At 61.9% G+C, this 14205-nt stretch carries 14 protein-coding genes; 9 read left to right on the top strand and 5 right to left on the bottom strand.

Annotation, left to right across the window (positions count from 1 at the left end; all coding sequences use genetic code 11):
- Positions 1–2 precede the first annotated feature (2 nt).
- Positions 3–1580, top strand: a complete 1578-nt coding sequence (locus PAB09_RS01935; RefSeq protein ID WP_271034419.1) for an ABC transporter permease — start codon at positions 3–5, stop codon at positions 1578–1580.
- Between the two features lie 88 nt (positions 1581–1668).
- Here PAB09_RS01935 and PAB09_RS01930 read toward each other — a convergent pair whose 3' ends face one another.
- Positions 1669–3933, bottom strand: coding sequence for an excinuclease ABC subunit UvrA (locus PAB09_RS01930; RefSeq protein ID WP_271034418.1), 2265 nt, complete (start codon positions 3931–3933; stop codon positions 1669–1671).
- A 241-nt stretch (positions 3934–4174) separates the two neighbouring features.
- Positions 4175–5218, bottom strand: a complete 1044-nt coding sequence (locus PAB09_RS01925) for an o-succinylbenzoate synthase (protein ID WP_271034417.1) — start codon at positions 5216–5218, stop codon at positions 4175–4177.
- Between the two features lie 100 nt (positions 5219–5318).
- On the opposite strand from PAB09_RS01925, the gene PAB09_RS01920 reads away from it, so the two are divergent.
- From PAB09_RS01920 to PAB09_RS01905, 4 genes are all read left to right on the top strand, one after another.
- Complete coding sequence (locus PAB09_RS01920) at positions 5319–5642, top strand: ATP-binding cassette domain-containing protein (protein WP_271034416.1); 324 nt, start codon at positions 5319–5321, stop codon at positions 5640–5642.
- 269 nt (positions 5643–5911) lie between these two features.
- Complete coding sequence (locus PAB09_RS13280) at positions 5912–6160, top strand: ABC transporter permease (RefSeq protein ID WP_442873730.1); 249 nt, start codon at positions 5912–5914, stop codon at positions 6158–6160.
- Positions 6108–6254 (top strand): hypothetical protein, encoded by a 147-nt coding sequence (locus PAB09_RS01910; RefSeq protein ID WP_271034414.1) that lies wholly within the window; start codon positions 6108–6110, stop codon positions 6252–6254. The genes PAB09_RS13280 and PAB09_RS01910 overlap by 53 nt, the downstream gene beginning before the upstream one ends.
- A 24-nt stretch (positions 6255–6278) precedes the next feature.
- The gene (locus tag PAB09_RS01905) at positions 6279–7253 is read left to right on the top strand and encodes a 1,4-dihydroxy-2-naphthoyl-CoA synthase (RefSeq protein WP_271034413.1); all 975 of its coding nucleotides are present in this window, start codon (positions 6279–6281) and stop codon (positions 7251–7253) included.
- On the opposite strand, the gene PAB09_RS01900 is transcribed toward PAB09_RS01905, so the two are convergent.
- Entirely contained in the window at positions 7250–8671 is a 1422-nt protein-coding gene (locus tag PAB09_RS01900) for a cutinase family protein (protein ID WP_271034412.1), read from the bottom strand. The genes PAB09_RS01905 and PAB09_RS01900 overlap by 4 nt on opposite strands.
- A gap of 73 nt (positions 8672–8744) precedes the next feature.
- On the opposite strand from PAB09_RS01900, the gene menE reads away from it, so the two are divergent.
- Entirely contained in the window at positions 8745–9872 is a 1128-nt protein-coding gene (gene menE / locus PAB09_RS01895; protein WP_271034411.1) for an o-succinylbenzoate--CoA ligase, read from the top strand.
- On the opposite strand, the gene PAB09_RS01890 is transcribed toward menE, so the two are convergent.
- The gene (locus tag PAB09_RS01890; protein WP_271034410.1) at positions 9869–10204 is read right to left on the bottom strand and encodes a hypothetical protein; all 336 of its coding nucleotides are present in this window, start codon (positions 10202–10204) and stop codon (positions 9869–9871) included. The genes menE and PAB09_RS01890 overlap by 4 nt on opposite strands.
- A gap of 1136 nt (positions 10205–11340) precedes the next feature.
- On the opposite strand from PAB09_RS01890, the gene PAB09_RS01885 reads away from it, so the two are divergent.
- Positions 11341–12255, top strand: a complete 915-nt coding sequence (locus PAB09_RS01885; protein WP_271034409.1) for a 1,4-dihydroxy-2-naphthoate polyprenyltransferase — start codon at positions 11341–11343, stop codon at positions 12253–12255.
- 160 nt (positions 12256–12415) lie between these two features.
- Here PAB09_RS01885 and PAB09_RS01880 read toward each other — a convergent pair whose 3' ends face one another.
- Entirely contained in the window at positions 12416–12736 is a 321-nt protein-coding gene (locus tag PAB09_RS01880; protein WP_271034408.1) for a DUF4229 domain-containing protein, read from the bottom strand.
- A 321-nt stretch (positions 12737–13057) separates the two neighbouring features.
- Between PAB09_RS01880 and PAB09_RS01875 the strand changes: the two genes are divergently transcribed.
- Positions 13058–13465, top strand: a complete 408-nt coding sequence (locus PAB09_RS01875; protein WP_271034407.1) for a hypothetical protein — start codon at positions 13058–13060, stop codon at positions 13463–13465.
- 276 nt (positions 13466–13741) lie between these two features.
- Positions 13742–13978, top strand: a complete 237-nt coding sequence (locus PAB09_RS01870) for an ArsR/SmtB family transcription factor (protein ID WP_333780189.1) — start codon at positions 13742–13744, stop codon at positions 13976–13978.
- Positions 13979–14205: the final 227 nt, after the last annotated feature.

The raw sequence follows: 14205 nt of genomic DNA, 5'->3' as shown, positions 1-14205 counted from the left end.
GTATGCTCACTGGCGCACGCCCCTTGCTTCGGGCAACCTTGAAACAGAACCGTACCTTCATCGCACCGTGGGCCATGATCATCATGGTGCTGTCGGCCTCCTCCATCTTGGCCTACCGCTGGGTATTTCCCGACCTAGCGGACCGTCAGGGCCTTGCGGCCGCGATGGGCTCCAACCCCGCGCTCGAGATCGTCTTCGGCCCAGCCCGAGACATGCTCACCAACGACGGATTCAATGCCTGGCGCGCAGGACAGCTTGGATGCCTTTTCGCAGCCCTGCTGGGCATCATGCTTATTGTGCGCAATACTCGCGCGGATGAAGACTCCGGCAACGCGGAGTTCATCGCTTCCGGAGTAATTTCGCGTCCGGCGCGCCTGCTGGTTCCCGTGCAGCTTTCGGTCATAGCCGCCCTCGTGGTGGGTGTGGTGACCTTTCTGGGAACGTGGGCCAGCGGGGGCCAGCTCAATCCCAGCGCCCTGATCGCGGCCACGTTCGCCGGTTCGGTCCTGGTGTGGGGTGGCGTTGCCGCGATCGCCGCCCAGCTTGGCGCCGATTCCCGCACGGCGTCAAGCCTGGCGATGGGGCTCATGGGAGTCATGTACGTCTTCCGCGGTTATGTTGACTCCGCGGACCTGCCAAGCTGGGCCCTATGGCTCACGCCTTTTGGCTGGGCGGGCAAGACCGGAGTCGCGGTGGAAAATAATTGGTGGCCGCTGCTGGTCTTTGTAGTGGCAGATGTCGTGCTCGTGCTCATCGCGCTGGCGCTGCAGTCCCGCCGTGACTTCGGGCAGGGCCTGCTTCCCCAGCGCCCAGCGCAGCCGTCTGCACCGAACATGGGAGTGTTTATGCTTGCGTGGCGCACCCACCGCGGCGCGGTGAGCACCTGGTTGCTCGCCTTCGCACTGCTGGGCACGATCTTCGGCAACCTCGCGACCACTGTCGGGGAGACTTTTGCCGCCAACCCCGCCATCGCGGCCAGCATGGCGGCGGGAGCAACAACCGAGGAGGAGCTGATCTTCGGCTTCATCCGAACTATCTTGTCCTTGGTGGGCATCATCGCCGCTATAGCCGGAGCCCAGATCATCCTTCGCGTCTACTCCGAGGAAATCGACTACCGGATCGAACCCCTCCTTGCAGGATCCCTGCGCAGGTCCCGCATGCTAGCCAGCCACGTTGCAGTCGCCTTTGGACTTTCTGCCTGCGGGCTATTGATCGCGGGAACTGCCATGGGGGTGGTGGCGTCTTCGAATAGCGAGGCCATTGCCTTTACCGACGTCCTGCGCCAGGCAGCGGCAATCATCCCCGCCGTGTGGCTGCTGGGGAGCATCGCGGTGGCTGCGGTCGGCGCGCGCCCTGCGGCGCGGCTGGCCTCCTGGGCGGTGATCGTGGCCACCTTCGCCATCACCCTGCTTGGGCCGACGTTCAAATTCCCAGACTGGGCTATGTCGATAAGCCCCCTGTATCACGTACCTACCGTCATCGGGCAGGACAGCGCCACCCCGCTGGTGTGGCTGGGATTGATAGCTGCCGCTTTCCTCGCGATCGGTTTCGCGGGCTACCACAGGCGCGACATCGTCTAAGCCCTCCCGGCGCAAAGCCAGGGGAACCCCGCCTGACCAGGGTGAAAATCCATGGTCAGGCGGGGCATTTTTGCCACTACTTGCCTTCCTAGTGGGCTTCGGCTGCGAGGTGCTGTCCGGTGAGGGTGTTTGCCTTGGCCAGTTGCTGCGGAGTGCCTTCGAATACGATCGTGCCGCCGCCGGCGCCGGCGCCGGGCCCCATGTCGATGATCCAGTCGGCTGCCGCCATGCAGGCAACGTTGTGCTCCACCGCCACCACCGTCTTGCCCTGCTCGACCAGGCCATTCATCATCGTGATGATGGTCTGGGTGTCCTTAAGATGAAGGCCCGTGGTGGGCTCGTCGAGGACGATGATGTCGGCGCCGTCATTCATCTGCGCGGCCAGCTTCAGGCGCTGCCGCTCGCCGCCGGAGAGGGTGGACAGGGGCTGGCCTATGCGCAGGTAGCCGAGCCCGACGCTGGAGAGCCGGTCGAGAATCTTCTTGGCCTCACCGGAGCTAAACACGCCTCGCGCGCGGTCGACCGACATGGCGAGCACGTCGGCGATGGAGTAATCCTGCTTCTTTTTGTCGCTGATGGTGTAGGCCAGGACTTCTTCTTTGAAGCGCTTTCCGCCACACTGTTCGCAGGTGCTGGCCACACCTGCCATGATGGCAAGATCCATGTAGGTCACACCCAGGCCGTTGCAATTCGGGCATGCGCCTTCGGAGTTGGCCGAAAACAGCGCGGCCTTGACCCCATTGTCCTTGGCAAACTTGGCGCGGATCTTGTCTAGCAGGCCCGTGTAGGTCGCCGGATTCGAGCGGCGCGAACCACGAATGGCCGACTGGTCCACCACCAGCACCCGCTCCCCAGTGAGCCCGTCCATGAGGGTGGATTTACCGGAACCGGCGACACCCGTGACCACCGTGAGCACGCCCAAGGGGATCTGTGCCTCCACACCATGGAGATTATTGCGGCTGACGGGACCGATTTTTATGCTTTCCGACGCCGAACGTGGGCTTTCGTTGATGTGGATCCCGCGCTCGAGGTAGTCAGCGGTAATCGAGTTCGTCTCCTTCAACCCCTCCGGGGTTCCCGCGTAGACGAGCTGGCCACCCTCGTCGCCGGAGCCTGGGCCGATGTCCACGATGTGATCGGCGATGGCGATGACCTCGGGCTTGTGCTCGACCACAAGAACGGTATTGCCCTTGTCTCGAATCTTTTTCAGGAGGTCATTCATCTTGGTGATGTCGTGTGGATGCAGCCCCGCAGTCGGCTCGTCGAAGACGTAGGTGACATCGGTCAGCGGGGACCCGAGGTGCCGCACCATCTTCACGCGCTGGGCTTCGCCGCCGGATAACGTTCCCGCCGGGCGATCGAGCGAGAGGTAGCCAAGCCCCACCTCCACCATGGCTTGCAGGATGGATCCCAACGAATCGAGCGCCGGCTTGACCCGCTTGTCCTCCAATCCCGCGATGAACTGGGCCAACTCGTCGACCTGCATCGCCTGGCACTCGGAAATGGTCTTGCCTGCGACCTTTGCGGTGCGCGAGGCCTCATTGAGCCGGGTGCCCTGACAATCCGGGCAGGTGGAGCGAGTGGAAATCCGCGCGACGAACTCCACGATCTGCTTGGCCTTGGGCGGTTCCGGGCGGTCGATCCACAGCCTGCGGATGCGGGTCACCAAGCCCTCATAGGTGACGTTTTTGCCGTCGACCTTCACCTTTTGCTGCGGGGCGTGCAGGAACCACTCGCGTTCTGCCTCCGTGTAGTCCTTGATCTTCTTGTCATTATCGAGGCTGGGGTCGTTGCCGTAGGTTTGCCAATACCACTGGTCCACCTCAAAACCCGGCGCGGTGATCGCGCCCTCGTTCAGCGACTTGGACTCATCGAGAAACGCGGAGTAGTCCAAGGTAGCCGCCTCGCCGGAGCCCTCGCAGGTCGGGCACATGCCCTCGGGGAGGTTGAAGGAGAAGTGCCCGGAGGTTCCCACATGTGGCTCCGACAGGCGTGAGAACACCAGGCGCAGCATGGAGTTGGCGTCGGTGGCGGTACCCACGGTGGATCGGCTGGAGGCGCCCATGCGCTCCTGGTCGATGATGATGGCCGGGGAGAGGTTTTCGAGAACGTCCACGTCGGGGCGTGGAAGCGACGGCATGAAACCTTGTACGAAAGCGGAGTAGGTTTCGTCGATAAGCCTGCGCGACTCGGAGGCGATCGTGCCAAACACCAGCGAGGACTTGCCCGAGCCGGAAACGCCGGTGAAGACGGTGATCCTGCGCTTGGGGATGTCCACATCCAGGTTCTTGAGGTTATTTACCCGCGCGCCGCGCACACGGATGATGTCATGCCCATCGGCGATATGTGTCATGCCAATAATTCTGCCATGCACCATCCCCGAACCCTAAGTGGAAATAAAGGTTTTTTTCCGCTCCTTTCAGGAATTTCTTAGCTGCTCAGGGAAGGTGCTCGCCTCGTATACCTCGTTCCAACAGGCCGCGCGTGTTAATAACGAACGCGCAAGCAGAGCGCGTGCACGAAGCCATGTTTGACCAGGTCCTCAAAACCAGTCCTCTAGCCCACTCCTTCAACCAGGTTCCTAGGCCCCGCGCTTAAGCCCGGCCTTCCAGGAACGGCCAGCATTCCCGTACCCGGTTCAGCCACCAGTCACGCCGAGGCCCGGGTGCCGTGAGGCCCTCGAGGCGCTCAGGTTCGGGAGCCAACATCTCGACTTTCACTTGCCCGTCGACAAGCTCGCGCGTTGCCGTCACGTCTTCGACAAACAGGCTTTGCGTGGCCAATCCGGCCGCCGCCGGGGGCACGTCAAAATCATCATCGTCGGCATGCTTCGGCAAGGCGGCGACCGCGGCCAGCCCGGCGTTCATGCCCACGCCCGTATCCAGCGCGCTGGCAACGGTGATGTCCAACCCGCGCGCCCGCATAAACTCGGCGATCGTCAGCACAGCCCGCGGCCCGCCGAGTGGGGCCGCCTTGACCACGGCAACATCGGCCGCGTGACGCCTGGCCACCTCATAGGGGTCCTGCGCACGCCGAATGGACTCATCCGCGGCCACGCGCACGAACAGTCCGTTGCGCACCAGGAACTGACGCAGTTGCGCGAGTTCGTCAACGCTCGCACACGGCTGCTCCAGGTAGTCGACTGGGGCGAGCTGCCTCGCCGCCGCTAACGCTTCCTCCACGCTCCAGCCCCGATTGGCGTCAACGCGGATCACCGCATTCGGCAAGATGTCTCGCACGGCCGCCACGCGGGCGACATCGTCGGCAAGCGTCTGCCCCTTCTCGGCCACCTTCACCTTGACCGTTCGCACTCCCGGGTAGCGGGCGAGAACCTCAGCCACCTGCCCCGCGGGTACCGCGGGGATCGTGGCGTTAACCTCCACCACGTCGCGCAGGAACGCCGGTGGGCCGTCGAAAGCCATCTCCATCCCACACCGCAACCAGGCTGCGGATTCCTCCGGACCGTATTCCACGAAGGGGGAAAACTCACCCCACCCGGCGGTTCCCTCGATGAGCAGGGCCTCGCGGGTGGTTACCCCACGAAAAGGCACGCGCATGGGAAGCGCAACCACGTGCGCGCGGGCGAGGACCTCATCGATATTGGGCCAGGATGAGTCGGAATGTGTTTCTTCGGTCATACCTTTGACTATATTTCACCAGCCCCCTTACGTTAATCTCACAAGCCCCGACACCTACGCAGTTTCGGCCACCGCCGCCCAGGCGCGACATCTGACACCCGTGGACTTTCAGATCCCACGCGCCAGTATCACTGGAGTCATCGGCCCATCCGGCGCCGGAAAGTACACCCTACTGCGCATGGTCGTTGGCACCCAGGCCACCATCCGCGGGAGGCTGCCCGTACTCGGACTTTCCGCGGGATCACCAGCACCTCTGCGGCGCGTGGGTCATGCCATGCAACAAGCCAGCGTCTATGCCGACCTAACCGTCGCCGAGAACCTCGCCTATTGCGCCGGCTTGCTCAAAAAGCCGCGCTCCCGCGTGGAGGAAGTCATCGAAAGCCTTGGTTTACAGGACAAATCCACACCATTGTGCACAATCTAAGCGGTGGGCAACACTCCCGCGTCAGCCTGGGCATGGCGCTCATCGGCGGGCCCGAGGTCCCCATTCTCTTTTGAACCGACGGTCGGACTTGACCCCATTCTGAGAAGACAATTGTGGAAGCCAATTGTAGACAATGTTTAGACACATGCAGGATCAAGGCACCACGCTCATTATCTCCAGCCACGTGCTCGACGAGGCCGAGCACTGCGACCACCTCCTGGTCCTGCGCGGTGGTCATTGGACTACTCGGCGTGGACGTTCACGTTCCGATGTGGCAATTTTTCGCCGTCACGCTTGCCGACGCCCTCGCCGGCACCGCGCCCGGGTTGCTTGCATCCTCGTTCGCTCGCACGCAGTTTCAGGCCGGCCAATTCACGCCGGCCCTCATCTTTCCCCAGTTCCTGCTCTGCGGATTGCTGGTACCCCGCGACGACCTGCCAAACAGCATTGGAGAAACTCTCCAAGGTGTTGCCCTTAAGTTATGCCGTGGATGTCATCACCAAAGTCAGCGCCGGTGACACAGCCACCGGGCTGGAAATGGCAGCTCTGGTAGGCTTTCTGGTGGTGTTCCTCGGGTTGGCAGCGGCGTCTATGCGTAGGCAGACCCCGTGAGGGTCGCACCTATAGAATGAAGAAATGACCACTAGTCCCAAAAGCAAGTACAGCACAGACAATCCGTTTAAGCCGGAGCTGTGGAAGCCCGTGCCCGGCTTCGAGGATCTTACCGATATCACCTATCACCGCCTGCGCGGCAATACCCGCGCCGACGGCGTGGTACGCATCGCCTTCGACCGCCCGGAGGTGCGCAACGCCTTCCGCCCCCACACCGTCGACGAGCTCTACCGCGCCCTCGACCACGCACGAAGGACCCCGGACGTGGGAACGGTGCTCATCACCGGCAACGGTCCGAGCGTGAAGGATGGCGGCTGGGCCTTTTGCTCCGGCGGCGATCAGCGCATCCGTGGCCGCTCCGGCTACCGCTACGCCAACGAGCACGCCCACGACGACGCCACCGCGGATGCCTCCACCGTCGACGAAGCACGCACCAAGGTCGAGGGTGGGCGCCTGCACATCCTGGAGGTTCAGCGGCTCATCCGCACCATGCCGAAGGTCGTCATCGCCGTGGTCAACGGCTGGGCCGCCGGTGGCGGGCATTCACTTCATGTGGTCTGCGATATGACCGTCGCCTCCCGGCAGGAGGCTCGTTTCAAGCAGACCGACGCCGACGTCGGATCTTTCGATGCTGGATATGGCTCCGCCTACCTGGCAAAGATGGTGGGGCAAAAGTATGCCCGCGAGATCTTCTTCTTAGGTCGTACCTACGATGCCCAGCGCATGTATGAAATGGGTGCCGTCAACGAGGTTGTCGACCACGCCGACCTCGAAGACGCCGCCATCCAGATGGCCCGGGAAATCAACGGAAAGTCCCCCACCGCCCAGCGCATGCTGAAGTTTGCCTTCAACCTCACCGACGACGGCCTCATGGGCCAGCAGGTCTTCGCCGGTGAGGCGACCCGCCTGGCTTATATGACCGATGAGGCCGTGGAGGGCAAGAACTCCTTCCTCGAAAAGCGTGATCCGGACTGGTCGCCGTTTCCTTACTATTACTAAAGGTCAAAGGTGCGCCACAGCCACTGCGCCGCTGGGTTGCGGCCTCCCCCCACTTGGTTAAGGACTCCCCACAATTTCCGAACGACGTCCTTGACCGGCGTGCGGCGCGCCTCGGCTAGAACTGGCTGTTGCGGGGGATGTCCTAGGTAGCCTGCCACGGAGTTGAGCACCTCGTTGGCGATCCAATCATCTACCCGCACACCGTCTATGGTGGTGAATTCTTCCGACTCGCCAAGATACCGAAAGTGCCGGTCGAACACGTGCAGTGCCTCCGCCACATCCGGATTCGCCAGCGGATTTGAGGCTATCTGCGCGATGGCGATCGCGGTATCGAGATCCGGGTTTCCGGTTGCGACCCCGCCCTTGGGCTCAAAGGTGCCGCGCTCAAATAACACGTCGAAGACCACCCTGGCTTCGTCGGCAAGCTGGTGCAGTGTGTTGCTTTGCGGCACGCTCAGCCACGCAGTTTCGGCCGCTTGATGCAGGGCAGAACCAATAAGACTAGAATCGCGCCGTGCCACGGCATAGGCGATGGTGCCAGCCTGTGGGGCGGTGGCGGCAACAAAGCTGCCATCCATCAGCATGCGATCGAAACCCACTTGGGGGCGCACCGGGGCTGGCATGGAGTCTTGCTGATATCTCCTTCCCAGTGCTGCCGCAGTCCCTTCCGGATCAGCATCACAGACCGTGTCCTCCTTTGAACAAATGCTTATTACCTTGCCCTCGAAGCGGTCGAAAGCTCCGTCAACGCGATGCCCCGCAATGCCCCCAAATCCTGGGGAAGGATCCCCGTAGTTCGTTCCCACCAGCCGCGCCCCATCCTGTGGTCCTCGCTTGGGATCGGAGAGCAAGATGGCACCAAGGGTCTTTCCAACCGTATTATCGTCCATCCCCTCAAACACATCGCCTACGATGTCCGCTCCTTGGGAGTAGCCGACAAAATACAACGCCGAGTCTGGGCACTGCGCTCGCACCTCATCCACATGTTGTTGGAGGGTACGCCGGCCCATGGTCTGCGAGTCCTTGTAGGAAGGAAAGCCATCGAGGCCGTTGTTGTTATTGGAGGGGATCACCCCGGCGGTGCCATCATAAGGAAGCTGCCAGGTGCGCACATTGTCATAGTTCTTTTGCAGCGTCGCCGCATAATTATTGCCCACAACAAGTCCCAAGGGGTAGTTGGGATCATCGTTGGGGTTAGCCGAGCCGGATCCCCCGGCGGTCATCACCTCCACCGCCGGGCAGACCTCAGCGACAGAGGCCGTTGTGGCGGCTGCAGCAGTCGCATCAGTTGTAGCAGCTGCGGCGGTGGGCGTCGGCAAGCATGAAACCGACGCGATGGTCGCCGCAACGCTCGCTGCGACGGTGGCTGTAACGGTGGAGCGAACGGAAGCTGCTGCAAGTTCTAGGGGCGAGTGCATGGCAATTCCTTGTCATCGAAAGAAGACTCCTGGCCAAGATTTTATGCCAGTCAGGTGGGGTTATTATGTGTGGGTGCCCATACTCGAGCCTTTTATCGTCGACCCCGCCGCCATCGATGCGACCCTCAGCCTGCTTGAGGAGTCCATCGCCGGCCAGCGCAGCTTCGTCCCCTTGCCTTCCGACGACCCGGCGCGCGCACAGCTACTGCGCCGCAGCATGCGCACCGGCGAGCCTATCGACGAAGGCATCGCCGTCGTGGTCGCCACCTCCGGGTCCACCGGCACCCCCAAAGGCGCGATGCTCACCCCCGCCAACCTGGTGTCTTCCGCCGACGCCACCCACCAGTTCCTGGGCGGAGAAGGCGCATGGCTCTTAGCGATGCCCCCGCACCACATCGCAGGCATCCAAGTATTGGTGCGCTCCTTGGTCGCTGGCATCGACCCGCTCGTGGTCGACGTCCGCGGCGGCTTCCACGTCCCCACCTTCGCCCAGGCCGCAAGCCGCCTGGCCGGCGAGAGTTCTCGCTGCTACACGGCGCTGACGCCGATGCAGCTTCTCAAAGCAATGGACACCCTCGTCGGCATCGAGGCCTTGCGCCTTTTCGACGCGATCTTGGTGGGCGGTGCTCCCTTGCGTGCCGACGATGCCCGCGCAGCGCGCGAACTCGGCATCACCGTGGTCAGCACCTATGGTTCCTCGGAGACCTCCGGCGGCTGCGTCTACAACGGCCGCCCGATCCCGGGCGCCCAGGTTCGGGTTGTGGGCGAAAGGATCCACCTGGGTGGACCGATGATCTCCCGCGGCTATCGCAACGTGGACAGCGATGCCTTTTCTGATGGCTGGTTCATCACCTCTGACACCGGCTACCTGGACAACGGCGTGCTCACCGTCACCGGGCGCATCGACACCATCATCGATTCCGGCGGACTCAAGATTCACCCGGAGGTCCTCGAGCGCCGCATGACCGACCTGGCATCCGTCACGGCCGCCTGCGTGGTCGGCGTGCCGGATCCCCGGCTCGGCCAGGCTATCTGCGCGGCCTATGTGGGCACTGCCGCCCCCACGGACATCATCGAGGCGCTCGATGACCTGCCCCGCTGGCAGCTCCCCAAGCAGGTGCTACGCGTAGACGCGCTGCCCCTGACCGGCCCCGGCAAGGTGGATCGGCGCGCGGTCATCGCCATGTTTGGGCAAGCCTAGCTCGACTTGTATCCGTACTGGCGGACAACCGCTTCGATCTTTTCTTTGGCTTCAAGCAACCCACTTCCAGTCTCCTCACGGTACGCCTTGATCGCCGCCACGGTCTTGCCCTCGCTTAGCAGGGAATGGATCGCCGCCGAGACCTCGTTGGTGCGGGCCGAGGCTACCTCCGGCATCCCACTGGACCCGGTGTGTGCCACCATCTCAACGCCGAGATCTGCAGACAAGGCCCGCACCTGCTGGTTAAGCTGCAGCACCTGTCGCTCAAGGGCCTCGACGCGTCCTTCGAGGCGGCGTGCGTAGGCATCGTCGGAAGTGGACTTGAAAAACATCGGCTCCTCCTTATCTACAAGCGCTGGCTGCGAAAATAAGGACACGACCTTTATGACTCAGGTTGCACTTGTTGAAAACGTCGGTTTCGGCTCAGTATAGTGGCGCCTCCGGCTAGGCGCAGTGCACACCGACACTGCGAGACCCCACGCCACGACCCACCGGTGTTTATAGCGCTTCAGAATAATAAGCCAGCGTGATGAGCAGGAAGGCACTAGCTAGTAATCCCAGTACCGCGAAGGACACTAGCTTGTTCTTGTGACGAAGCCCCGCATACAGGGCAGCGATCCAAACCCGGACCCGCAGGAAGCCAAGAGAAGATTCCCCCACTCCCCCTCGATCGACTTCACGTTGAACCGGTAAATGACCACCGCAGTCCACGTCACGCCCATCGCCAGCAGGATCGAACTCTCGGAAATAAGTTGTGATGTACTTAGTGGATCACGTTTCTGCATCGTTGTCTTAGCATTCTGCTCCTGCTATACCAATAATTCCTGATGCGACAACACCAGCAATACCGAAGTCGTCTTCACGTACTCTCCGTTCAGATACAGCTCCACACTCTGTCCATCTTTTTTCACTACCGCCGTCACAGTGTGCCATCGGAATACGTGATCGTTTGGTTGTTTTCTATCTTCTAGGTCGTGGCTTCACTCGAAGCGAGTAGGTTCAACAGATTGAGCTGGCATGGCTAGTGCAAAAGCTGCACCCAAACACGCGAATGTTGTAGCTAAAGATCTTTTTCGAGTTCGATTGCCGATCATCATTTACTCCAATCATTGGGTAAACACGTTCTCCCTTCCATGGCTAAATAAAGCGACATGCATTTTCACGACCCTTTACATGTCGTTATGTAACTGTTATCGACATAGCGATGGGTTCAGATTACGGAATAGCTGCTGTCGAAAGGCTTTTTTTGGCCGCTTGCTTGCACGCCTACGAGTACACCTTTGAGGGCAGGCAGACACACGCCTCGCCACGGACACGCCCGCTGTGGTTCGTACGAACTTCGCACCGAGTTGTGCCCGCGTGGCCCGCGCTCATCGCTGCCCATGTGGGTGCTGCGCTAGCCACGAGCATTACCTTTTCGCCTAGGTGTTTTTGGGCTTCGATGGGCACCCGGGGGACAATAGAGGACATGTCTTTGAACGAATCGAATGGTCCACAGGCTAGCTACCCGGGCGCCACCCCAGCCCAGTGGCTCGAAGGCGCACGCCCGCACACGTGGGCCAATGCCTTCGCCCCGGTCATCGCCGGCACCGGCGCCGCCGCCTTCGCGGGTGCTGCAAGCTGGTGGCGCGCGCTTCTGGCGGCCGTGGTGGCGTGGGCGCTGATCATCGGCGTCAACTACGCCAACGACTATTCCGATGGAATTCGCGGCACCGACGAAGACCGTACCGGACCGCTACGGCTTACCGGTTCGCGCCTCGTGGAGCCGAAGAAGGTGAAGTACGCGGCCTTCTTATCCTTCGGAGTGGCGGCGGTGGCGGGCATCGCACTCTCCATCGCTAGCGCGTGGTGGCTCATCCTCGTGGGCGCGGCCTGCATCCTGGGCGCTTGGTTCTACACCGGCGGCAAGAATCCCTACGGCTACCGCGGCCTGGGCGAGGTCGCCGTGTTCGTCTTCTTTGGCCTCGTGGCCGTGATCGGCACCCAATTCACCCAGGCGGGCACCGTCACCTGGGTTGGCCTCGTGGTCGCCATCGCGGTGGGTTCGATGTCCTCGGCGGTCAATCTGGTCAACAACCTGCGTGACATCCCCACCGACGCCGAATCCGGCAAGATCACCCTCGCCGTGCGTTTGGGCGATGCACGCACCCGCACCCTTTATGCCATCCTGGTGTGCATTCCGTTTGTGGTCACCGCGCTGCTTGCCACCCAAACGCTGTGGGCAATCGCCGCCATCGTCGTGGCCCCGCTGCTGTGGCAGGCCTCGCGCCCGGTGATGACCGACGCCGGCGGGAAGGCTCTCATCCCGGTCCTGGGTGCCACCGGTCGCTCCATGGCCATCTGGTCGGTGATCACCGCCCTAGCCTTGGGATTTGGGGGCTAGGTGATCGCCCCGGATGCCGGCCGCAGACTGGGTTCGGATAGGCAACCGATGGGCGTCGGCAAGCAATAACAAGCACGCCACCAGCACTGATTCCATCCTCCCTTGACAAAAGGGGCGGTGGTAAGTGCCGGTGGCGCGCTTGCGTTATGGAAAGCTGCCCCTAGCGGTTGGCCAGCTCTTGGCGGACCCATTCCTTGTGTGCCTTGCGCTGGGAATCCCACAAGGCCACGGCCTCGGTGGCGCGGATGCGCATCCCCTTGAACACGAACATCGACAACGGCATGGCGACGAGAAGCGCCAACGTCGCTGAGATCAGAAGCGGCACGGGCGCATCAATGGCCACGGCGATGAGCTGAATGACCACGGTGAGCACAATGAAAAGCCCCAAGCGGGCGAGGCCATACAACGTCACATTCTTGCGGGCGGCTGCGCGAACGGCGGGATCGCGCACCGGCTCCGGTGCGGATGAGTTTTCAGTCACCTCACCTACCCTACTCGGTCGTTCACCGGCGCGCGTATCCCCTCACCACACCACGGGCAGCTGAAGGCGGAAGAACAACCCGCTGCACCTCACTGGCGCATTGCTTGGCGCTAGTTCAAACCCAGAAGCGGGCCAGTGGGCCACCCCGCGTGGGGCCCGAAGTCTGCGTAGTTTTCTACGGCACCGGCTATGGCCGAGGTATCCCTGGTGTGTGCCGAGGAGATCATATTTCGGGTATTGTGCGAACTCAGGAACCGGCCACCGCACGCGCATCTGTAGCGCACGGCCGCCATACGAGTAACTGTTGGAAGGAACCATCACGTGGGAAGGCTTCTGCTGCTTATCCTCCTCATCGCCGCCGCCATTGTAGTGTGGAAGGCCTTCGGCCCCGCCACCTGGAAGCGCAACAATCAGGTCGCCGCACCGGCGCCGATCAAAGGCCCCGACGACGATGAGCAATTCCTCTGGGAGCTGGAAAAGAAGCAGTTCAAGGAGAAGCGGGAGAAGCAAAAGGCCGAGGAACTAGCCCGCCAGGAAGAAGCCATCGAGCGAGCGCGGCAACGGTTCCACCAGTCGGAACCCGGCACAAAAGTAGGACCCTCCCCCGGCCAAGCCGACTCCCCCGATTCGCACCCACGCGCTATTTCGCCGCAGACCCCGGCCGGTGATCCTGCCGCGCCCTCAGACCCGGCCGATGGCGAGGACAACGAGGAGGGGAAGAAGCAGTAAGAACGAAAATGCGGCTTGTCCATCAGGCCTGCGCCCACTTATTCGCCCCGTGCGTGGCCTGCCACACCTGATTTCTTTTGGCCGGGGCGCGCTTTCCGGATGCATTCACCAAGGTCGACGCCGTTTCTACCCCGTCACTCCACCCACCTCTTTAGTTAGCTTACCCTTGCCTATATAGTTGGGGGTATGTCTGCAGCTCAGCAACCCACCACCCCTCATGCTTCCGCACCCTTGTCGAGTGAGCTCAAGAACAAGGCTGCGCAACTATTTAAGGTGATGAGCGATCCCACTCGCCTCGGCCTGCTGTATTTGGTCGCCGAGTCGCCCGAGGGACGGTTGTGCTGCGCTGACCTTTCCAACGCTTTGAAGATTTCCGCGCCGACGGTGACCCATCACATGAAAAAGCTCGAGTCTGTTGGCTTGGTCCGCCGCAACAAGGAGGGTAAATGGGCCTTCTACGAGGTCAATGACTCCGAGTTCAACCGCGTTGACCGGCTCATCAACGCGCTGTAATTACCATGTACTGCCCAGGCTTAGGCGCTGAGAATGACTGTCCGGGGCTGCCCGTGCGTCAATAATCTAGGAACGAAAAGCCTCCCACCGAGGCCATAGAAATGGCTTCGGTGGGAGGCTTCGTGCGCTTTTTGCCTTGCGACGGTTATCGTTCCTTGGCTTGTCCCTCTCGCGTTGCCCCAGACACTAGCTTCGGTTAGAGGTCATAGGGATGGAAGTCACGCTCG

Origin of the sequence: Corynebacterium sp. SCR221107 (assembly GCF_027886475.1) — a bacterium.
Lineage (GTDB): Bacteria > Actinomycetota > Actinomycetes > Mycobacteriales > Mycobacteriaceae > Corynebacterium.
The sequence above is the reverse complement of the archived record's forward strand: the minus strand, read 5'-3'. Positions and strand labels throughout refer to the sequence as shown.